Annotated in this window: 24 protein-coding genes and 1 pseudogene; 15 read left to right on the plus strand and 10 right to left on the minus strand. The window is 38.1% G+C overall.

Features of this window, described 5'->3' with window-relative positions; translation table 11 throughout:
• A partial coding sequence (locus tag AC1D7X_RS23920; protein ID WP_495476251.1) for a copper amine oxidase N-terminal domain-containing protein occupies positions 1-342 on the minus strand: 342 nt, incomplete at its 3' end.
• Positions 343-702: 360 nt separating this feature from the next.
• Here AC1D7X_RS23920 and AC1D7X_RS23925 point away from each other — a divergent pair.
• On the plus strand, positions 703-972 hold the full coding sequence (locus AC1D7X_RS23925) for a reverse transcriptase domain-containing protein (RefSeq protein ID WP_495476252.1): 270 nt from the start codon (positions 703-705) through the stop codon (positions 970-972).
• Positions 938-1651, plus strand: coding sequence for a reverse transcriptase domain-containing protein (locus AC1D7X_RS23930; RefSeq protein WP_495476253.1), 714 nt, complete (start codon positions 938-940; stop codon positions 1649-1651). Before AC1D7X_RS23925 ends, AC1D7X_RS23930 begins: the two co-directional genes overlap by 35 nt.
• 160 nt (positions 1652-1811) lie before the next feature.
• Here AC1D7X_RS23930 and AC1D7X_RS23935 read toward each other — a convergent pair whose 3' ends face one another.
• Entirely contained in the window at positions 1812-2015 is a 204-nt protein-coding gene (locus AC1D7X_RS23935; protein ID WP_495476254.1) for a hypothetical protein, read from the minus strand.
• A 141-nt stretch (positions 2016-2156) separates the two neighbouring features.
• Between AC1D7X_RS23935 and AC1D7X_RS23940 the strand changes: the two genes are divergently transcribed.
• Together AC1D7X_RS23940 and AC1D7X_RS23945 are read left to right on the plus strand one after the other, a co-directional pair.
• The gene (locus AC1D7X_RS23940) at positions 2157-2435 is read left to right on the plus strand and encodes a hypothetical protein (RefSeq protein ID WP_495476255.1); all 279 of its coding nucleotides are present in this window, start codon (positions 2157-2159) and stop codon (positions 2433-2435) included.
• 10 nt (positions 2436-2445) lie between these two features.
• Positions 2446-2778, plus strand: coding sequence for a YolD-like family protein (locus AC1D7X_RS23945; RefSeq protein WP_495476256.1), 333 nt, complete (start codon positions 2446-2448; stop codon positions 2776-2778).
• Positions 2779-2913: 135 nt separating this feature from the next.
• On the opposite strand, the gene AC1D7X_RS23950 is transcribed toward AC1D7X_RS23945, so the two are convergent.
• Positions 2914-3141 carry a transcriptional regulator gene (locus AC1D7X_RS23950; RefSeq protein WP_495476257.1) on the minus strand — a complete coding sequence of 76 codons (228 nt, stop codon included), beginning with the start codon at positions 3139-3141 and terminating at the stop codon, positions 2914-2916.
• Positions 3142-3332: 191 nt separating this feature from the next.
• Between AC1D7X_RS23950 and AC1D7X_RS23955 the strand changes: the two genes are divergently transcribed.
• The 5 genes from AC1D7X_RS23955 to AC1D7X_RS23975 all read left to right on the plus strand — a co-directional run bounded on the left by AC1D7X_RS23955 (position 3333) and on the right by AC1D7X_RS23975 (position 7534).
• Positions 3333-4127, plus strand: a complete 795-nt coding sequence (locus AC1D7X_RS23955; RefSeq protein WP_495476258.1) for a ParM/StbA family protein — start codon at positions 3333-3335, stop codon at positions 4125-4127.
• Complete coding sequence (locus AC1D7X_RS23960) at positions 4124-4339, plus strand: hypothetical protein (RefSeq protein WP_495476259.1); 216 nt, start codon at positions 4124-4126, stop codon at positions 4337-4339. Before AC1D7X_RS23955 ends, AC1D7X_RS23960 begins: the two co-directional genes overlap by 4 nt.
• 111 nt (positions 4340-4450) lie before the next feature.
• Positions 4451-4795: a hypothetical protein gene (locus AC1D7X_RS23965; RefSeq protein WP_495476260.1), complete on the plus strand. Its 345-nt coding sequence runs from the start codon at positions 4451-4453 to the stop codon at positions 4793-4795.
• Between the two features lie 10 nt (positions 4796-4805).
• On the plus strand, positions 4806-5093 hold the full coding sequence (locus tag AC1D7X_RS23970) for a hypothetical protein (RefSeq protein WP_495476261.1): 288 nt from the start codon (positions 4806-4808) through the stop codon (positions 5091-5093).
• Entirely contained in the window at positions 5090-7534 is a 2445-nt protein-coding gene (locus tag AC1D7X_RS23975) for a hypothetical protein (RefSeq protein ID WP_495476262.1), read from the plus strand. Before AC1D7X_RS23970 ends, AC1D7X_RS23975 begins: the two co-directional genes overlap by 4 nt.
• A 7-nt stretch (positions 7535-7541) precedes the next feature.
• On the opposite strand, the gene AC1D7X_RS23980 is transcribed toward AC1D7X_RS23975, so the two are convergent.
• Both AC1D7X_RS23980 and AC1D7X_RS23985 read right to left on the minus strand, forming a co-directional pair.
• Positions 7542-7667 carry a hypothetical protein gene (locus tag AC1D7X_RS23980; protein WP_495476263.1) on the minus strand — a complete coding sequence of 42 codons (126 nt, stop codon included), beginning with the start codon at positions 7665-7667 and terminating at the stop codon, positions 7542-7544.
• Positions 7668-8204: 537 nt separating this feature from the next.
• Positions 8205-8573 carry a hypothetical protein gene (locus AC1D7X_RS23985; protein ID WP_495476264.1) on the minus strand — a complete coding sequence of 123 codons (369 nt, stop codon included), beginning with the start codon at positions 8571-8573 and terminating at the stop codon, positions 8205-8207.
• Between the two features lie 400 nt (positions 8574-8973).
• Between AC1D7X_RS23985 and AC1D7X_RS23990 the strand changes: the two genes are divergently transcribed.
• Together AC1D7X_RS23990 and AC1D7X_RS23995 are read left to right on the plus strand one after the other, a co-directional pair.
• Complete coding sequence (locus AC1D7X_RS23990; protein ID WP_495476265.1) at positions 8974-10140, plus strand: hypothetical protein; 1167 nt, start codon at positions 8974-8976, stop codon at positions 10138-10140.
• A gap of 1 nt (position 10141) precedes the next feature.
• The gene (locus AC1D7X_RS23995) at positions 10142-10825 is read left to right on the plus strand and encodes a hypothetical protein (RefSeq protein ID WP_495476266.1); all 684 of its coding nucleotides are present in this window, start codon (positions 10142-10144) and stop codon (positions 10823-10825) included.
• A gap of 1048 nt (positions 10826-11873) precedes the next feature.
• On the opposite strand, the gene AC1D7X_RS24000 is transcribed toward AC1D7X_RS23995, so the two are convergent.
• Both AC1D7X_RS24000 and AC1D7X_RS24005 read right to left on the minus strand, forming a co-directional pair.
• Positions 11874-12083: a hypothetical protein gene (locus AC1D7X_RS24000; protein WP_495476267.1), complete on the minus strand. Its 210-nt coding sequence runs from the start codon at positions 12081-12083 to the stop codon at positions 11874-11876.
• Positions 12080-12304 (minus strand): hypothetical protein, encoded by a 225-nt coding sequence (locus AC1D7X_RS24005; protein ID WP_495476268.1) that lies wholly within the window; start codon positions 12302-12304, stop codon positions 12080-12082. Before AC1D7X_RS24005 ends, AC1D7X_RS24000 begins: the two co-directional genes overlap by 4 nt.
• 353 nt (positions 12305-12657) lie before the next feature.
• On the opposite strand from AC1D7X_RS24005, the gene AC1D7X_RS24010 reads away from it, so the two are divergent.
• Positions 12658-13811, plus strand: a protein-coding gene (locus tag AC1D7X_RS24010; protein ID WP_495476269.1) for an IS3 family transposase whose coding sequence is annotated in 2 segments (ribosomal slippage) — positions 12658-12901 and positions 12901-13811 — 1155 coding nt in all. Because the reading frame shifts where the segments join, the coding sequence is not laid out codon by codon here.
• 930 nt (positions 13812-14741) lie between these two features.
• Positions 14742-15353, plus strand: a complete 612-nt coding sequence (locus AC1D7X_RS24015; RefSeq protein ID WP_495476270.1) for a recombinase family protein — start codon at positions 14742-14744, stop codon at positions 15351-15353.
• 94 nt (positions 15354-15447) lie between these two features.
• Here the strand turns inward: AC1D7X_RS24015 and AC1D7X_RS24020 are convergent, their stop codons facing one another.
• Positions 15448-16521, minus strand: coding sequence for a hypothetical protein (locus AC1D7X_RS24020; RefSeq protein WP_495476271.1), 1074 nt, complete (start codon positions 16519-16521; stop codon positions 15448-15450).
• A gap of 117 nt (positions 16522-16638) precedes the next feature.
• Between AC1D7X_RS24020 and AC1D7X_RS24025 the strand changes: the two genes are divergently transcribed.
• Together AC1D7X_RS24025 and AC1D7X_RS24030 are read left to right on the plus strand one after the other, a co-directional pair.
• On the plus strand, positions 16639-16812 hold the full coding sequence (locus tag AC1D7X_RS24025; protein ID WP_495476272.1) for a hypothetical protein: 174 nt from the start codon (positions 16639-16641) through the stop codon (positions 16810-16812).
• 182 nt (positions 16813-16994) lie between these two features.
• Positions 16995-17186 carry a hypothetical protein gene (locus AC1D7X_RS24030; protein ID WP_495476273.1) on the plus strand — a complete coding sequence of 64 codons (192 nt, stop codon included), beginning with the start codon at positions 16995-16997 and terminating at the stop codon, positions 17184-17186.
• Positions 17187-17495: 309 nt separating this feature from the next.
• On the opposite strand, the gene AC1D7X_RS24035 is transcribed toward AC1D7X_RS24030, so the two are convergent.
• Complete coding sequence (locus AC1D7X_RS24035; RefSeq protein ID WP_495476274.1) at positions 17496-18641, minus strand: copper amine oxidase N-terminal domain-containing protein; 1146 nt, start codon at positions 18639-18641, stop codon at positions 17496-17498.
• A 73-nt stretch (positions 18642-18714) separates the two neighbouring features.
• Positions 18715-19737, minus strand: a pseudogene (locus AC1D7X_RS24040) (YrpD family protein).
• Positions 19738-19788: the final 51 nt, after the last annotated feature.

The raw sequence follows: 19788 nt of genomic DNA on the forward strand, positions 1-19788 counted from the left end.
GGTATTTTTACTTATTAGTGGGGCAATATTGAGCGAAACCGTACTATTTCCCACGGTCGCTTCTTGCTTTCCAACAGTTAATGCAATTGATTTAGAGCCTTGTTGAATATTTACATTCTGTGCTTTTTTATCCCAATTCACATTAAACTTTAAGTTCTCGGCTACCACTCGAATGGGAATCATAATATTGTTGCCAGCATTTACGACTTCAACATCATTAGGTAGATTTAGTTCCTGGCCATCTAAAATGATTTTTATTTGAGATGTTGCTGCATGAGACTGAACTGGCATGAATAATAGTATTAGTGCGCTAAATAAAAACAATAGTACTGCTTTCTTCATTTTACACCTCGGTTTATTAACGTTTTATATAACTCTAGCTTTTCTGAATGACATAACTACAAAGTATCCTCATATATAAATATATCAAAGAGAAATGAACCATCGACCAATTAAAAGAGCAATTCAATAACGATCCAAACAAGACTTCTTGAAGTAGAAGAGAGGCATCAAGTATGCGGGGTATTAACAATCACCTCCTGTGACCCACAAGTTAGCTCAAGAACACTAACTACTTGATTATTACAATATTATACATGATTATCCATATAAACCGAGGATTTTTATGAAAAAAGTATATAATTGTTATATATTGGCTAGATATGTAGAGAGATACCCAAACCAGATGGAAAGCTACGACCTTTGGGTATTCCCACAATCCGCGATCGCGTCGTGCAAATGGCAACAAAGTTGGTAATTGAGCCAATCTTCGAGTCTGATTTCAAGGAATGTTCCTATGGATTTCGACCAAAACGGGATGCCAAAGGAGCAATTCGGCACATTCGTCGAGCGGTAAGAAAAGGGGTTTACTGGGTAGTGGATATCGATATTGCCGGTTACTTTGATAATATACCGCATGAGAAAAATGATGAAGCTTGTGGAACAAAAAATAAGCGACAGAAGAACACTTAAACTCATACGGAAATGGTTGAAGGCAGGCTTCGTAAAGGATGATCAGTTCTATGAAACCGACCTCGGAAGCCCACTACTTGCGAATATCTATCTGAACTACCTGGACACGATATGGGAAAACAAATTCACGGAACTTGGCACACTCGTCCGCTATGCGGACGATCTGGTCATCCTATGCAAAACAAAAGAACAAGCCCTGAAGTCAATTGACGTACTGAAAGCTGTATTCGGCAAACTTGAATTACAAATGAATACGTCGAAATCGAAATTGATTAACCTGTGGGGTGATAAGACGGGTTTTGATTTCCTAGGTATGCATCACCGAAAAATCCCAAAACAGGTCAAAGGAGTAGATCGCTATATCTTGCGAAGCTACCCCTCGAAGAAAGCCATGAAGAAGATGAAAGAGAAGGTAAAGGAAATGACAGAGTCACGTAATCGATTGTTCTGGACAATGAATCGAATGGTCGAAGAACTTAACCCTAAAATACAGGGATGGAGAAACTACTATGCGATGGACACGTTTGCCGATCTATTTCTAAATAAAATCGACTGGTACATTCGAAAAAGACTGATGCTGTTTTGGAATAAGAAAAGCAATTGTCGTAAGAAGCATAGTCAATTCAGAAAAGCCGGCATTGTTGCCCGACACTCTGGATTAAAGAAACTTGTAGGCTAGGAGAATACTGTAATGCGGAAGAAAGAAGCACATCGGAAAGCCGGATGAAGGAAAACTTCATGTCCGGTTTGATGCAGGGGGAACTGGAAAAGTAAAAAGAGGGCTTGCGCCCTCTAATGAAAACCCAGTTCTCTACTCTACAATAAAGTGATCCGTTGTTTTAATGAACTGTTTTTCCGATCATCGACACATGATCTATGTCCTCGTAAGGTACCCATGTAGGACCTTCTAGAGTTTGAATCTTAGCGCGTTTAGGATCGGTGGAAACTTCTGCTACTCCTGTTATGATTTCGTCACCTTGAAGCTGTAAAGTTACCTTCTCTCCAATTGCTACTGCTATATATAATTCTTCTTTCACATTCATAAAATCCCTCCCATTTATATGCGTAATAACTTATTCTTCTCGCACTTTAAAACACCTTCTCAGGATAATTATTACATTTGATTGTCGAACCTGTATTTAGTTATAATACAAACAAATGTTCTCGTTAGGAGTGAACGGATTATGATGGGTGATTTAGAAAGAAAGTTATTGAGAATAATGTACAATTTTTTGGCCACTCGCTTTAAAGTTCCCGAAATGGGTGAACTGGCGAGAAAGACAGGAAGAAGTGTAAATGATATTAACCTGGCATTGACTGAGCTTGAACAGCAACGTTACATAATATGGGAAGATAAAACTCAATTAAGTGGGATCATTATTTTAGAGGATTCAGACCGTGATGGAGTAATACCACCATCACCTCCTGTATTAGAAAATGATATATCATATTGGACTAGTTAGGGGATTGGAAATGAGCAAAAAACTACAAGGTAACGGGGTTTATGAGTCTTCTCGCTTTATAATCCCACAGCACCGGGAAGCTGCTGTACGACAAATGCAGGAGTTAAATAGGAGGGTAAGGCCAAATCTCGATGAACAACAATGGGAAATGGTAGAACAAGCACTAGCGGAGTCGATTCGAGAACATATAGAAGTTACGATCCAGGTGTTTGGCCCATTCGAAAATAGGGGAGTTATTGGGATGGTGACTAGGGTTAATACATATCGCAAAGAGGTTAAGCTAAGCTTTGGTGATGATTGGGAATGGATCAAATTTGAAGACATCATATCAGCAGAGGTGTAGGGTTAGATTGAGATCCAAAAATTTTGTAGGACTCGCATTATGTACAAGTATATCAACATACGCTAGGGTAAAGCGGCCGTCTTCACGGCTCGCTAATAGGAGCGGTCTCATACGAGATGCGCTCTTTTTCTGTTTCTACACGGGCCAAAAGTCATCCTGGTTCACATCTTCCCCAGTTAGCTTTCTTGCTGCAATAACTAACTTCCTCATAGTTGTTCCGCTTGGATAGTACTCTGCATTACTGCAAACCCTCGTTAATGTATCCTTCCCCAACTTCGATACCTCACGGACCCTCTCTTGCTCAATTCCTTTTCTATCTAAATAAGCTCCATATTTACTACGTTTCTTCCCTAATCCACTCATAATAACCAAGCCCCCGATCCAATCTCTTTCTATGAGTTTGGACGAGTCTAGCAATATTTATACGTTTCTATCCGCAAAAATGTGGAAAGTAAACCAAGCGGTATTGCATAACATCAAACATATGTAAAACGTAGCGGTGTTTATTACTAGTCTGGGTTTTACCTACATCAGATGTGGAGGTGGCGAGGCTTATGGAAAGCATCAAGCACATTAGTTTAGACATTGGTCGTAAGGGAGTTAAGACATTTGACGGGTTGCAAACAAGGTATACACCTTCAGTTGTTGGTGAGTGGAGGGATTTGAAACTTAAGACACGTAGTTATGACGATATTGAAGTGGTGTTCGAAGGAGAGAAGCTATTCGTAGGAAATCTGGCGCTTAATGAATCGGAATTTGGGCGTTACATGATGACTGATGATAAGGCACACGATGATACTCGTTTACTAGCTCTTGTGGCGATCTATCAGGCAGGCTTAACTAATGTTTCTATTACTACTGGCTTGCCCGTAGAACAGCACACAGATGACGGAAAGGCGGCAATGCGTAGCCTCTTATTAGGCAAATGGGATATTGAAGTAAATGGCGATAAACGAATCATTCGAATCATGGAAGTAAAGGTTGCTGCTGAGGGGGGTGGTGCGTTCTGGTCTGCGCCTATGGATGGGCTAATTCGGACTATTGATGCAGGAAGTAAAACGATCAACTATGTGACAATGCGGAATAAGCGGTATGTAGATAGAGAGTCAGGAACATTACCCTTTGGGTTTGATACAAACAAATCCGTGAATCTAAAACAGATGTCCGTAAGAATTGCGGGAGAGCTTGGGAAGAAATGGTCAGCAGATGATGTGGTCAGGGTTTGTGGGGGTCGCGCTGAAGAGTTAGCGACTATTTTAAAACCACACTTCTCACAAGCAATAGCAATGCTAGATCCTCTATATGCAAATGCAATTGGCTTTTATCGTGTGGGGAGTGGGACATCGTGAGTAATTTTATTAGGAAAGCTGTTAGTTTTAACTTAGAAAATATACATCAACATGATTTGTATGAATGGGTTTCGGAGCAGAGCAAAGGGAATTTTAGCGGCTATGTTAAATCAGTTTTATTTGCACACAAAATGAGCCGTAGCTTGAAAGCTCCGGCAGTTATTCCAACATACCTAGATGATCATTCATCTGCTATGAATGATATTTTATAAAAAATACGTAGCAGCTCCAACAAGTCCTCCAACCACTAATCCAATGACGAATACCATAGAAACTCACCACCTTTGACATTAGCATCTCCCAATAAGAAAGGAGTGATACGTATGAGTAAAACAGTAGCACTGGACTGGAACTCTTTCGCATCAGGATCTATTGTTCATAAGGAGATCACCAAACCTATTTGGTTGAAGGCTGCAACAGTAGTCCACGTAGGATTAATACCACAACCGGTCTTTGCGTTGGCAGCAGGAGAAGCAGCCTGGTCCAATGTGTTGATCACAGCCTTAAATATTGCTGATTGGCTAGTCCTAGGAATTATTATGTATTCGGGTGTGACTTGGATGTTTGGCAATCGTACTAAGGCAATGGAATTTCTCATGGGGGGAGCAATTGGATACCTTATCGTGAGGCATGCCGTGGACATAAGAAACTGGCTTAAAACCATATAGGAGGTGCGTAATGATCCTTAAGATAAACGGAGTTCCTAATTGGTGGAAAGGCCCGATTCCGCAGATCGTTGAGGGTAACGTTCAGAGTCCTTGGGAATTGATTGTTAATTGGTTTACTGATAAGGCTGAGCAACTATTTACTCTAATGAATGCAAACTCTTCAGACGTCATTACTCTCGGTATTGTTGTTTGTGCATTCGGAGTGATGATTAGCCCTATAACAGGTAATAGTAGCAAATGGTTAGGGAAATTATTCTTAGTATGTTGGGTAGGTGTAATATGGAGGGTGTTGACATGATCACTTCTCCAATCACACGATTACAACCTGAGTACATCGTATACCGTATTATCCCACACCACACCGCACTCAATTCCTCTTCCCGCAACTTCCAACGTTCCTTGTATGAATTATTCACTGTCCGATATCGTCCAAAACGTGAGGGTATGCGTATTGTCATTAAACCATCCCCTGACTTTTGGTGGATCACTTCACTAGCCTTCGATTCAATCGAATACTTTTGCGCTATGCCTGTTGAGTTTGCCGAAGCATTCAAGACTAAGTTCCGTAATCATGAGCAGTGGAGGAAATCAACTTTAGAAATTGCGGATGATTTCGAAATGACATTCGAAGACGACACGGATCTCTACGCTTTGAAATATAAGAGACACGATATGTTTTCATTGGATTTTCGATACAATGAGCAAAACACACCTGTCAGGGATTTATTAGGGGTCACAAACGAATTATCTGGAGGAGAGCGAATCAATCTATTTATTAGAACAGAAACGGTAGGGAGGAAAAAGTGGAAAAAACTGTCCGATTACTCCTGGGATACATGGGATAAAGGAAACATTGCATACCGTCCTTCATTCGATCCATTGCGTCTAATGCGACATTTAGTGGATGGTGCGTCCTATGTATTTTATGAAGCAAAGTCCTTAATCGATGATCTAATGATTGGAATAGAGCGGACTCTCTACCACTCAGCGACTCAAAAAGCTAAATCGGAACGTCCTAAACTTCCTAATCCTGATCGTGCTCAATTACTTGTTAATGGAGACCTATCAACGATGACCAAAAATAAACGTAATCTTCCAGTGTTCAAGACGGCCATAAGATGCTCTATAACCTCTACAGATCCAGTAAAGCGTGAGATGCTTGCCCGATCTATTTCTAATGCATATGGAGAGTTGTCTGGTGACAATCGACTAGAGCCTATAAAGGTTAACATACGAGGTAAACGAGCATTAGATGATCTACAGAACTGGCATATAAAAGATATGTCGCCAAACCTTATGAGTGTGGATGAAATAGGTAAGCTCCAACAACTACCGACATCGGAAATACAAGTGGAGTTTACGGACGTTATGAAGTCGAATAGACGTGTAGAAATGGAGATACCATCTGTATTTTTAGATGAGAGCGGCATACTTGCAGGAACTGCAACAGATCGGGGACAGGAGTATAAGATTCATATCCCAACCAAGGATAAAGATTTCCTGTACACACCTCGCATCGTAAATGGATCACCACGTATGGGTAAAGATCAACACGTCATTAACATGATCGTGGAAGCTAAGAGAAAGCATGGTATTGGGGCAGTAATAATCGATGTCGTAAACGAACGGAATGGTCATAGGGGCATGTCAGACGCTATACGTGATCACTTGCCAGCTAGCGACATTATTGATATCGACTTAGGAGATACAGAGCAACCGGTGTATTTAGGGCTTGAATCAATTATAAGAAACATCCCTGATATTCGGATAGCAGCCGACCGTATAGCTGAAGAGATTACAGCGTTCTTACTTGCCGATGGTGACGCAGAACATCTACAGACTGCGGATTACCTAAGAGAAGCGGCAAAAGCTACGACCGGGGATATCCTCGGCATAAAGCACATGTTTACATCTAAGACAGCGAGAGCGGCAGCAATAAATAAGTATGATGATTTATTTGATATGGATATTTGGAGAGACTACGACAAAATGAGCGATGGTATGCAAGCGCAAAAGTACGCTCCTATTGCTCGAAGAATTGGGCAGATCATGAACAGTGAGTTCTTACGCCCGATCTTTTGCCAGTTGCCTAATACAGAGGTTGATCTTTTTAAATGGATTAGCGATGGGAAGGTCGTTATGTTTCGAATTCCTACAGGAGCAATATCCGAAAGAGCCATTGAAATGGTGGCTTATTGGCTTACATTGAATATTTTTTTGATCAAGGTTGCATTAGGTGGTCGTGGATCAGGGACGTACTTAGTACTAAATGAACCCCATCAATTCTTATCAGAGGGGTTAGTGCATTTTATGGAGAGGATACTATCCGAGGGTCCGAAATATCGGCTTGCTCCAATCATTGTATTCCATCACTTTCAGCAGTTTAAAAAGTATCCTGGTTTTGTAGATATGATGATGGCAGCAAGTGCGAATTGGCATCTTTTTAAGAACACAAACAGCAAGGTATATGTTCGACTCATGCCGTACCTTTGTAGTACCTTTGCTGATGCGCAGCAGGCATTTGAAGCGACAAAGAGGTTACAGTTTATAGCAGTGTGGTTAAGTCCTGAAGGTGAGTACGAGAGTCCTTTTGTTTGCGATGCATTACCCATGATTGGTGATAGATACCCAACAGAAAATAATGAAAAACTTACTGTAGAGCATTCTAAAAAATACGGTAGGCCGATAAAAGAAGTGTTACTGCAGATCAAGCAAAGAGAGAAGGCAGTGAGAAATTGAAGTTATCTTAAAAGGTATGTCCAGAAGAGAACCCCATTTTACTTTTTCTGAAGCCAACTGCTGTTAGAGCTTCTCTTTCAATTCCGGACTGATCTTGTATGCTTTCGTCGTTTTCGCCTCGTTGGGCATTCAATTCACCTCCTCGTTATCAGTTAACTTTCATATATACATTATATAAAAGGTTAACCAGGTTTACTAAGTTAACATATGGACATAACGAAAGAGCCGCAACGGAAAGCATCCGGGCGACTTTGGCCCTTGAAGGTCATTTTTTGAAAAATGCTTCAAGCGCTTGAGGATATGATATTGGGTTGAACGACTTATGTAGGGCCTATCTTCCAAAAGAGAACCAAAAAAACCTGACCTCACAATGCTGATAGAGAGCTTTTCTTGGGGTTTGGTCGCCCCCATCTCACTACCCTAAAACAATGCTTTATTTTTTTATGTTTTAGTTTCATTTTTAAAGGAATATGTAAGCTTAACAAACTTAATGATAGATTCATATAAAGGGCCTCCAGAATTGAATCCGGAGGCTCTTTTGTGTTGTTTATTAGCGGTTGTAAACAAAATAATCTTAATGGACACGTCATCAACTTCAACCGAATCTGCCCTAAAAGCTCAACTACATTAACACTTCCGCGTTAAATAAATCCAACACTTACCTAAATTATCAAGTATAGTACATCTCACCTTTTTCTGAAGAACCACTGCTTGCATTGAATGATACGACGGTTGCAGGACCAAAACCAAGCGAAACGCTATAGTTCCCCGCTACGGAATTTTTAGCTTCATTATAAGAAGTGAGTACTCTATTAATAGCTGAACTACTCACTTTTTTCATACCTTCTGAATTGCTTGGGTTCACTAAATCTGCTGCTGCAACTACCCCTATATTCTGTGTTAAAACAAGAGAAAGGACAACTAAAATACTAAGTATTCCTGTGGAACAATGAAAAAACCGTGTTTTGGCCGACATACCAAACACGGTTTTTTCATAATTCTCTGTTATTTCTAGAAATAGAGTGCCTCTAGTTATCACTATTTTGTTTAATTCGTCTGATTATAGTATCAATAGTCCAGCCTACCAGAAACCAAAAAACAATAGTTAGAACGTGAAAAAGGGGAAGATAGTTGTTTTCATATATGGAGTCTACAAACCAAAATGGTGGACTTGTAAAATATGCGATTATATTTTTATCATCAATTCCTGATTTCGCATCTAGACCCGTCCAATTAGCTAATATTATGATGAAAGATATAAGGGGCAACCAGAACTTAAACTTTTTAAACATAACAAACTCCTCTATTAGCAGACATGGCTTTAATACTTACACATTATATCTATAAATTCAATAATTATCCTGTTCTATTATTCTACTAAAGTATATAAGCAAATAGATAGAGGAAATAAAATACATATAAATCAAAAGGAGAATGACATGAAGTCTTACAAAAAAGTTATTATGAGTGCTTCTGCAGCGTCTTTATTTTTACTCTCAGGATTTTCTATTGCCAATGCATTTAGTAATGATAATGAACAGTTTCAAAAACCAGAAAAAATGAATGTTTTGAAACTTCAACACATGACCAAGCTAGATTCATTTAATTCCATTCCAAATGACGATGAAGGTTTGAAGAAAAAGAACGCTTATCTTGCAACGTTAAATCAGAACGAGTTACTTGAAACTGTAGCTGAAATGTCTATCTCCAATGAGGTTGATTTTGAAAAGAATCTCTTTCTCGTTATGCCCTTTTTAGCAAAACATTGGAATAATCAAGCTCCCACAGAAATGATAACCATAGTAAAGGACAAGCAGTACAATAAAAAATTCCGAAATTTTGCCATTGATGTTTTGACAAATTACTCAGAGAGTTCAAATGCTGAAGTTATAAACGATATTTATGCTGTAGCTAAAGACAAATCTGAAGATGTAGTGTTACGCAAATATGCGTTACTTAGTTTGAATAAAAATTCCGAAATTTCCAAAGCTAAATTATATAATATTGACGATTTGAAAATAATGGCAACTGATCAATCGGAGTCTATTGACATAAGAGGCGCTGCAATAACTGCGATGAGAAGGATCGAAGATCCACAATTAACACAAGTCCTTCAGGAGTTAAAAAACATTTCTAATTTCAATGATCCGTTAATTAGAAATTTGATTACAACAGCCTCTAAATCAGGTAATTTGAATGAATATCTTGATATATCCAAGAAAGTTTTAGATAAAACCTCCGATGTTGAAGTGTTTAAATCTACCGTTTATGCTCTTGGTATTTCTGGAGGGATCCAACAAGTTGAAATGATTATAAACCATTATTCAAAATTTGAAGGAACTAATGATTTATCAAATTTTTCCCTATTGAGAAATCATAAAAATATTCTTCAAATGATTGATGTTAAAAACCCTGTTGAGCAAATCATAGCTGGAATAAAGGCTGCTGAATTAATAGATTTAGGAGAAGCTGTTCCCAAATTGACTGCAGTCATCCAGGATACAGATAATGAACAAATTAAGGTCCTAGTTGCCGAAGCCTTAGAAAAAATTGATCCAAATAACATTATGGATGAACAGACAGCAGCGAAATGGGGAGGACAATAAGATGATAAAGAAGCTATTTAAAAAAGTACTTTTTGTACCCGTATCTCTCGCTTTAGTCATCTCCGCTTTTACAGTGCCGACTCAAAGTTACGCCGCTGATGCTGGGGATGCTGGTTATCGAGAAGGTAGCTTTATGACAGTTGGTAGTGAACATGCTGGTATTTACTATGGTTATATTTCTGGTGCACCATATGTTTACGAAATTCCTGGGTATGGAAAGAATGTGGAACTCAATAGCTTCACAAACTTTAAAGGTAACTATACTTTTTATGGTTGGTTTACCAATCCATCTATAACAGCTACCACAAGAACTTATATCTTGAGCACAGCAGCTGCCTTAGAAGCAGACCCTGATATTGATTATACAGCAGCTGCTCAAATTAAGTATGAAGACAATTCAGGCACTATGTGGATTAGACCCGAAGATATAGCCAGTATTCGTTGCGATGGAGTAGTTGAATACTCGTATGAATATAACGGTATGAATGTATGGGGACGGTCAAGTACTGGAACCAGCTCGGGTACTCCAACCGATTTTGATGTTTCCAATAAAGCTAATGTCGGCATGCACAATAATCTTGGTTATGACTCACCATGGATAGAGGTTAGTCCAAGAGTACAGAGGGGAAATGCACCCGTAACAAGTCCTAGTAACTGGACTCAGCTTAGACCAAGAACTTCCTGACAGTATGGTTAGAGTAATGATTGAGTTGTGTACTTGGACTCAGCTTAGACCAAGAACTTCCTGACAGTATGGTTAGAGTAATGATTGAGTTGTGTACTAAACTTGGTGCAATAAAACTCCTTCAATAAAACTCCTTCAATAAAAACTGAAGTGCACCCCTTATAATAGACATTGGCAGCCCTCGGGTTTAAGCTCATGAAATTATAGAGGGTGCATTTTTATGGAAATAAAAGAAAATTCATTAAATTCTTTAAATTCTTTACCTCCTTCTGGATAGCGGTACATACTTTTAAACAAACCAGCCTTAGATGCTAAATGAGTGCCCCTCTCAGGATGTGTTTTAAGTATTACGCCAGTTTCCAGCATCCACCGATTCCAGTCGCAGATTGCATAAGATCCCGGTACATTTGTTTAATTAGGTTATTGTTTAGCTCCATGTTCTGATCAATACGGTACCGGGCAATCTCTGATTCAGGTCGATCCTCGGGTGTGGCTTTATTAGCTGCTCAAGTCTCTTTCGTATTATTACAATCTTTTCAATACGGTTAGAGGACTCCGTACTTTGGATGAACGCAAGTTTTTAAATGCTGTTAGAGTCGTCTCTGGTGACTGTTGGAAATATAAAGCCTAAAACATATAAATAAGTATTAAAAATATGTATATATATAGCAAAATTATGGATGATAGTAAAGTAGCTAGTCTTTTTAACTTTTGATCATATACCGATCTAACCTAGACAGCGAACGTAGCCGCTGCTTTATTTGGGTTTTGGTTTCAAATCTTCGCCCGAAAATAACTCGTTAGGTGAAGGCAGGATAAGGGACGGTGTATGTCATGTGTACAGAATTGAACACAGTAGTAGATTAAAAAAGTCACCGTCTCATACAAGAGTAAGTAATTACTCCTGCCAAAAACTCAGTAATATCAATGATCTGAAGACTAAGACGAAGCCAAATTCGACCGTGACAGCCGATTAGCGTTCCGTGGAACAATGAAAAAAAACCGTGTTTTGGCCAACATGCCAAACACGGTTTTTCTTCGATTTACTTCATTTTTCGGGGTCATCCAATTTGATCTCTATGTGGTTTCCATGTCCGTCATATATGACTTCCGTTTTGCGACCATCCGGGTATACTCGAATCACTTTCCCATCCTTGCCGTAGCTGTAAAAAGTTCCTGCATCAAAAGAGGATTTTCTAGCTGCAGCTGCAGCTTCCTTCCCGTACTGATCTAACTCTTCTCTACTAAATGGTTTCATAGAGACTTTCCTCCCTTAGAATCCTTTAAAAATAACTCAATGTACTCTTCCTCACTGATTTCACCATTCAATCTCTTATACAAAAGATCCTTTTCTATGTCGTTCAACGCTGCATCTTCAAAAGCCATAGAAGCATTGACTTCCTTGAATATTCTTTCAAATTCTTCTTCAGATATTTTCAATTCAAAAGAAAATAAAGAATTAGAATGGTAACGCCCCATTACGCTAAACATTCCTGTAAGGCCTAAGATTTGGCCTTTGTCAAAAAAGGAGCGCTCAGAGAATTACGATACTTATAATGAGCAACCCAGTTTTGAAAATAAGATGCTTCAAAAAGTTGAAGCATATATTAAAAAACTGAGTTTCTAAACCGTTGACTTCGAGAAAATTCAACGGTTTTTTGTTGCGCAAAAAAGAAGAAGACTGGCAAAGGGAACAAGTTCTTGTCCTCCGACATCCCCCGACTATATTATCAAGAAGATGCTCTGTATGAATTGTTAATCTGGAGCTAGTATAAAGTAGTGGACACAAAAAGGAGGACTTCTAAAATAATATTGAAAGGTTGTGTCCATCTATGGGAACCAAGCAAGGGAGATATAGTGATGAGTTCAAAGCAATGATCGTTGAACTCCATCGTAAAGGGAAAACAGCATCTGAAATTATGAGCGAATATGGTCTAAGTAAAACGGCGTTTTACAAATGGATTAATGAAGGTAAAGAGATTAAAGTAGACAATGAACAAGTCTCTGTCGTAGAGGTTAAGAAGTTCAAATCTAGAATTAAAGAGCTTGAAGAGGAAAACGAGATCCTAAAAAAAGCTATGACCATATTCGCCAAAAGATAAGTGTTCGTGAGGTTGTGGATGTAGCCGTATCCCAGTCTGACAAACATAGCAAAAGTAAATTGTGTAAGGTGCTAGGGATTGGACGTAGCAGCTACTATTACTGTACTCAAAAACGCCCTGAAGGTCGATTAAAGCAGGAAAATAATTGGTTAAGACAAGAGATCATCCACGTCTATCATGAACAAGATGGAGTCTATGGAGCACCTAAAATCAGAGAAGAACTTCTTAAGCTACAACTCTCATTTAAAGTGAGTGAGAAACGAGTACAACGGATCATGAGAAGCCTAGGACTCCGATCTGTGGTGGTCAAAAAATACAGACCTTACAAATCAGATGCTGTGTATAATGGTGGCGAAAACCTGCTGAAGCGAGACTTTAAGACAAGCAAGAGAAATGAAAAATGGGTTAGCGACATCACATATATCCACGTCCTTAATGAGGGTTGGAGCTATTTAGCTTCGATTATGGACCTGTCTACAAATAAAATTATCGGTTGGTGTTTCAGTCAAACGATGGATAAAGCCTGTGTGTTATCTGCACTTCATCAAGCAGTATCCACTCAGAAGCCTGCTAAGGGAGTTATCCTCCATTCAGATCGAGGCAGTCAATATACGAGTCATGAGTATCAAGAAGAGCTCAAGACACGGGGAATACGGCAGTCCTTTTCGGCCAAAGGGTGTCCCTATGATAATGCTCCAATTGAAAGCTTCCACGCTATATTAAAGAAAGAAATGGTCTATCGAACCATATTCACCTCTTTTGAAGATGCTCGAACAAGGTTATTCCAGTATATAGAAGGTCGTTATAATCGCAATCGTATTCATTCTGCTATTGGGTACAAAACTCCTCAGCAGATGGAAGATTTCTTGTCCTTATCCGCCTAATTTAGTCTTTCTTTTTGTGTCCAGTCTATTGACAGAAGTCCAATCATTGCAAATCAACAGGAATGTTGTCCGATTGCAAGATGCAAAGGTTAATCCTTTGAGTGGTAAAGATATAATTTGATTTGCTTTCTCCATTGCCTTGTCATTTATAGGCGCATTGCTGGTCGTAGTTAACCCGATGCATGTAAAGAAAAGCAAGGAATTGGCTAGATCGTTACTTTCCTGAGTTTCTTACCGTATTTAAAGACTGGGAAGGAAAGTCAGCATTACATTAGATTGTTTCTATGTATAATGGAGTTGCGGCTCTATCCTGATTTAAATCACGGACTTAACCTCGCGGCTGCGGTTGCTTCAGTTGTTTTTGTTGCTCTTGTCTCTTCTCATAAATGAACTGTTGGGAATGTTTTTTTTCTTTTCTTTTGTCCAAAAGACGATAAGCCAAATATGTAATGGGATCGCGATCAAAGAGTAAACGATAAAGATCAGGCTAAATATCGTTTTGTATGCGAAGGATTGTCCTTGGATGAAGTTACAGGTCGCGTACAAAATGACGGCTGCACAAAATATATATTTGTTATAAGCTGAGTCCCCTTTTCGAAATCGAATAATTAAAGCGTTAACCCATCCAAAGAGGCTCAGTAAAGCAATTGATAATATCCATGTCATCAGCTTTGTTCCCCCCATTCTATGACTAGTATAGCCAGAAAAACCAATATTTTAGACCGTATGCGCTTGTATTTATTAATAAATAAGAAATTATCTAACTGTGACTGCTTGATCGTTGCAGCTTTTTTTCATGCCTAAAAGCATGCTTTTAGGCACTAGCAAAAATGACTTGTTTTATTGTGCCGAAATCCCTTAAAATAACTTTAGGCACGTGCCATGAGTGAACCGTTAGTTTTTGGCACAAAAAAAGAGGAGGGAGACACTTTGAAGTTAGCATACGGACGTGTTTCCGCAAAAGACCAAAATGAAACCCGGCAACTAATCAAATTTCGTGAATTAGGTATTGAGGAACGGTTTATATTTGTAGATAAATTAAGTGGTAAGGATTTCAATCGGCCACAGTATCAGGTTATGCGTCAGATGATCCGAGAGGGTGATTTGGTTTACATCGATGCACTCGATCGTCTTGGGCGAGACTATGACGGAATCATGAAGGAATGGAAATACATTACGCGGGAGCTAAATGCGGATATCATTTGCTTAGATAATGAGACACTATTTAATTCTCAGAGCTTTCGGGTCATGGGTGACTTCGGTAAAGTAATGGAAGATCAGTTCTTAAGCCTACTAGCTTACGTAGCTGAGCAAGAACGAAAGAAGAACCGACAGCGCCAAGCTGAAGGAATAGAAGTGGCTAAAGCAGATGGGGTTAAATTTGGTCGTCCGAAGATTGTAATTGATGAGGATTTTATTGGAGTATATAAGGAATGGAAATCTAGAGAGATCACAGCCGTTGCAGCTATGCAAAAAGTGAAAATGAAACATCGTACTTTTTACCGGAGAGTAAAGGAATACGAGACAGGGTTATACAAATGAACATAGAGTGTGTCCCATAAGCCTGTTAAATGGCTTATGGGACACACTCTTCAATTACCATTCTACATGTCTCACTGCAACAGTATGATTATACTTAATAAGATCTTGGAAAAGAAAAGTAATGTCCATAAAAACCACTGTATGGAAACTCTTGGGACGAAACTTCTAAATTGTTTTTATCAAATATATGAACAGTTTGGCCCTTAATAAATATCTTACCTAAGGGCTCTTCTTCTTCTGAATAGGCAAATACAAGCATACCGAAAGTGTTTTCATCAATATACAGTGTATTGTCAGTTAGTAATAGAATTCCTCCAACTATTCCAGTCGGTACGATTTTCCGAGGAACCATTGGGTTTTTTTGTACTTCAGGCATAAACGAATTTAAATCATCGTTAATTTTTCTTAGTTCAATAAATGTTTCTTTTTCTAAGTCAATAAAACCAACTTTATTATCTTGAAAGATGTAAAGCTTATTATTATCAAGTATGGAGTCTCCTGGGTAGAGAGTACCATTACCACTTGGTAACTTATCTATTTGGAAACTTCTTACTTCAGAGTTATTTGTATCAATATTGTAATTCAAGAGCATAACCTTGCTTTCCGAATTATCCTGATTAGACGTAGTAAATACTAACTGAATGATTTTTCCGTCTTTTATAATTTGTCCATTTGCCAAATGGGTAAACAAATTATCAAACTCATCTACATTTCTTATATCAATTTCATATTCTTGGTTATTATAACTGATGGTATATTTAAATTCATTATCAAAAGATGTCTCAAACCCGTTGAAACCATCTGAAAAAAAGGAAAAATTATTTTCGAGATTAATATCACGCGTATTTATTGTATAACTCTTGTCTGCTTGATCTAATAAATTTACTTCATCAGACAATGTAAGTGATTTCCCTGACCATAGTAACGGCACTACATGTTCGGATTCGGAAGGGAATTGATACATCCCTTTTCCATATCCTATCTTGGATTGAGTTATATCCCAATACCCTAGGATTGCTTCTTTAGTGATAGCGTCTTTTTGTTGATATACCATTAAAGGTATATTTTCAATTTTTGATTTTTCTAGATCTCCAGGACTACAAGAAGTCAATACCGAAGTCGTAATAAATAACATGCCCAAAATTTTCTTGATAAGTATAGAAATCATCCTTCCTAGTGTTAAATAATAAGATTAGGTATTATGCTCAGAAATTTGTAGCACTACCATTGATATTCAAAATAACAAACACGCATATATCTTCTTCGAAATTATGAAGAAGATAAAATGGAATTAGTCGGTGAATGCCGCAGCGGGAGTAACCTAAGTGGAGTGTTAAAATTTGAGAAAGGAGAAGGATTCGTCGGTCTCGTTTGGGATAAAGGAGAAGAACAGCTAATTACCAACATATCAACCCAAGCTAATGACGTTATTGAAAAAAAAAGGGGAGAGACGGTATAATAGCATTGCAGGGGTACCATTAAAACATGGTGATGAGATTATAGGAGTTGTTGTTGTTTCCTCACAGCAAGAAAATGAAGTGAGTGAAGAAGACTATGACAACATATCCAAGTACCTGAATATAATACAACTGGCCCTGTTAATTGAGTTATCTAATTTATCCCCAAAGGGTGGTGACGAGTATGTATCGCTTGTTAGCTTACTTCAACAGACGCAAATCGTTTAATCAAATTGTTAAACTAACCGTGGAACTTAAAACGCTTAATGAAAACAAAAACATGAACGGTGAACAACGTTTGAAACAAATTCTTGCTAATGTAGAGAATGCACAAGGGATCATCTCGGCCCCTCGTGAATATATGAAAGTGAATTGAATTTAAAAAAGGACCGTTTAGCTTATGCTAGACGGTCTTTTATATATTATATTGTTTTAACCGATGTAGAAATGTACCTACTAAACCAAACCTGAGAGACATTGAAAATCAAGGCTATTTTAAATATTTTTCTATCATTGGTTTGAATTTATTTTTCGATTAATATTTTTTTGTTTGATCCCTTTAAAATTGTCTCCACACTTACTGGTCTTAACTAATAATTATTTTTAGAACTATAATTAACACCTTGGAAATAAAAAAACGCCGGATGTAACCCGGCGTAAGAAGATTGGAATGCAAATTTTATGATTATTGAAGTTTATAGGTTAAATCTTTCACAGCGGCACCAGACCACCATTCTGTGTAAGTAAGTGTGAGTTTATTACCATCTCGTTTAACAATCTTCAAGCCATCCCCTTGGAACATAGCATCTGTTTTGTCCCATAGATCAATTTGCTTCTGTTGCTCAGCTGTCAGGAGTGATTTATATAGTGCAATTGCGCTATGAGTACTCCTATTTATTAACCAGAGAGTTCCATTAGGGTGAGCTCGAACAACTAAGTAATCGTCATAAACCGCTTCGACGGAATAGTTATTATCTTGTAATTTCGTATAAGAATCAATTTGATAATTACTATTTGACGATCCATCACTATTTACAAAATAAATTGACGATCCTTCCCTCAAAATTGCTTGCCCGTTAGAAGAGTATTGATTTAAATCAGGAATACCATCGTTATATAAAATGGAAGTGCTTTTTACTACTTTAGAATTATGAATTAAAATTTGATAATTTGTTCTTAATCCTAAAGTTGTTCCAGCGCGTTCGATTATATTTAGTAGATAAGAATTTGAATCAATAGCAGTCACAACGCTGCTAACAGTATTTATTCCATCCGAATGAATGTCAGTTGTTCCAATTTCAGTAATTGAATTTCCATCTTTCGAATACACATCTCCACTTTGAAGATTGACCCAGAAAATATTGTTGCCTGCTTTCATAACAGCGAATTGCTCATCTGAGCTCACTTTAACAGTAGAAGCTTTCGAATCCCAGTCTACATTAATTCCAAATGCCGTTGCTGTAAATCTTAAAGGTACGTATGTTTGTCCGTTGATTACAAATGGTGAAGTATCAAACGTTACATTCGTATTATTGACTTTAGCGCTTGCTGAGCCAATTTTAAAATTAATTTCTGAGTCTGGTCTTGTGATTGTAATTGAATTTGTTTGTTTGTCCCAATTGGTGATTCCTTGTAATAAGTCTGCCATTTTACGAAGCGGGAGAAAGACACGACCGTCTTTAGCAATTGGCTGTATATCAGCAATAGTGTTCTCATTAAGTGTTACATTGATGTTGTTATTAGTTGTACTAGCACTGCTCACATTAGCATAGGACAATGTTGCACATAAAGATAAGCAAATTAAAAGTGTTTTTTTTGAAAACATCATCATTCACATCCTTTTGAATATTAAATAAAGAGTGGAGAACAACAGTGAGTTGTTCTTCAAATCTTCTCATTATATATTACGGGTTAGAAACAGTAATTGTTGCAGTGCCAGATCCAACAGAAACGGTAGCATAATCTTCTCCTACAACTACAGGTGTTTTAGTTACACCATCAACATTTATTCCAGTATATTTTGCATAGCTGGATCCTTTAACTGTTTCTGCGCCTGCAATAGTTGCGAGAACTTTTCATGTAGATACAGATGATACATTAGTTCCTGCTATCTCAAGAATAGACGTCAAACTTGTATCGGCTTGTGTTGAGCAAGTGGAACTAGTGCAGACAGCAGTTCCGTACTGGGAGAGACGCGTGTTGCCACTGACGTTTCTGTATACTGTCATTGTTAGACTAGAGCCCATTTTAAATCCATTTTGGTTAATCACTTGTTCGTATCCGCTTAATACAGAGCCAGTATAACTAGTTCCACCTGTGCTCAATAGAAAATACGGTTTCCATTTATATGTACCGTATGAATTCAGGTTATATTGTAATCCCATATCTGTTTCGACTGCAGCACCCGAAGAATTAGTACCGCTGAATCCAGAATATATGTAAGCAATACCGTTACTCGTCGAACCCATTTGCGTTGCGTTAGCTAGAGTAACTGTGCTAGATATGTAAGAACCTGTTCCAGAAATTGTAGCTTTACCTCCGATGCCTCCGCCTAAAGTAGTTGAAACTGCATTAAAGAGTTCATCGTCAGCGGTGTCAGATTCTGTATCTGCTGTTTGTTCAACATCAACAATTGTGAGGGATTCCTCTTGATCTGGTGTTATTTCGTAAAAATATCCAACATCGCCTTCGATTTTAAAATAATCGATAAGTTGATTGTTGTCAGTCAATGTGCTGTTCTTTCTATGGTTCTCGAGCCTTGTTTGCTTTGCAACTTCTCTAGAACCTTTCAAAACGGAATCAATCTTTGAATCGTTAATAGTCCTAAAAGAGTGATTCTTGATGTGAGGACTATTATCTTTTGCAAATGCCTCAATAGGAGCTAATAGACCTAAAGATAGTACTAATGCATACTCATAGAACCACATACCAATTTTTTCATAAAATTCAACCTTTCTACATGGGATGATGTTACAATT

It is taken from the genome of Paenibacillus sp. Y568 (assembly GCF_059445545.1).

Excerpts from the sequence above, each read along its gene's own strand:
- AC1D7X_RS23935 (WP_495476254.1), bottom strand. The coding sequence starts at position 2,015 with ATGAATGTGAAAGAAGAATTATATATAGCAGTAGCAATTGGAGAGAAG.
- AC1D7X_RS23940 (WP_495476255.1), top strand. The coding sequence starts at position 2,157 with ATGATGGGTGATTTAGAAAGAAAGTTATTGAGAATAATGTACAATTTT.
- AC1D7X_RS23945 (WP_495476256.1), top strand. The coding sequence starts at position 2,446 with ATGAGCAAAAAACTACAAGGTAACGGGGTTTATGAGTCTTCTCGCTTT.
- AC1D7X_RS23950 (WP_495476257.1), bottom strand. The coding sequence starts at position 3,141 with ATGAGTGGATTAGGGAAGAAACGTAGTAAATATGGAGCTTATTTAGAT.
- AC1D7X_RS23955 (WP_495476258.1), top strand. The coding sequence starts at position 3,333 with ATGGAAAGCATCAAGCACATTAGTTTAGACATTGGTCGTAAGGGAGTT.
- AC1D7X_RS23965 (WP_495476260.1), top strand. The coding sequence starts at position 4,451 with ATGAGTAAAACAGTAGCACTGGACTGGAACTCTTTCGCATCAGGATCT.
- AC1D7X_RS23970 (WP_495476261.1), top strand. The coding sequence starts at position 4,806 with ATGATCCTTAAGATAAACGGAGTTCCTAATTGGTGGAAAGGCCCGATT.
- AC1D7X_RS23975 (WP_495476262.1), top strand. The coding sequence starts at position 5,090 with ATGATCACTTCTCCAATCACACGATTACAACCTGAGTACATCGTATAC.
- AC1D7X_RS23990 (WP_495476265.1), top strand. The coding sequence starts at position 8,974 with ATGAAGTCTTACAAAAAAGTTATTATGAGTGCTTCTGCAGCGTCTTTA.
- AC1D7X_RS23995 (WP_495476266.1), top strand. The coding sequence starts at position 10,142 with ATGATAAAGAAGCTATTTAAAAAAGTACTTTTTGTACCCGTATCTCTC.
- AC1D7X_RS24000 (WP_495476267.1), bottom strand. The coding sequence starts at position 12,083 with ATGAAACCATTTAGTAGAGAAGAGTTAGATCAGTACGGGAAGGAAGCT.
- AC1D7X_RS24005 (WP_495476268.1), bottom strand. The coding sequence starts at position 12,304 with ATGGGGCGTTACCATTCTAATTCTTTATTTTCTTTTGAATTGAAAATA.
- AC1D7X_RS24020 (WP_495476271.1), bottom strand. The coding sequence starts at position 16,521 with ATGATTTCTATACTTATCAAGAAAATTTTGGGCATGTTATTTATTACG.
- AC1D7X_RS24025 (WP_495476272.1), top strand. The coding sequence starts at position 16,639 with ATGGAATTAGTCGGTGAATGCCGCAGCGGGAGTAACCTAAGTGGAGTG.
- AC1D7X_RS24030 (WP_495476273.1), top strand. The coding sequence starts at position 16,995 with ATGTATCGCTTGTTAGCTTACTTCAACAGACGCAAATCGTTTAATCAA.
- AC1D7X_RS24035 (WP_495476274.1), bottom strand. The coding sequence starts at position 18,641 with ATGATGATGTTTTCAAAAAAAACACTTTTAATTTGCTTATCTTTATGT.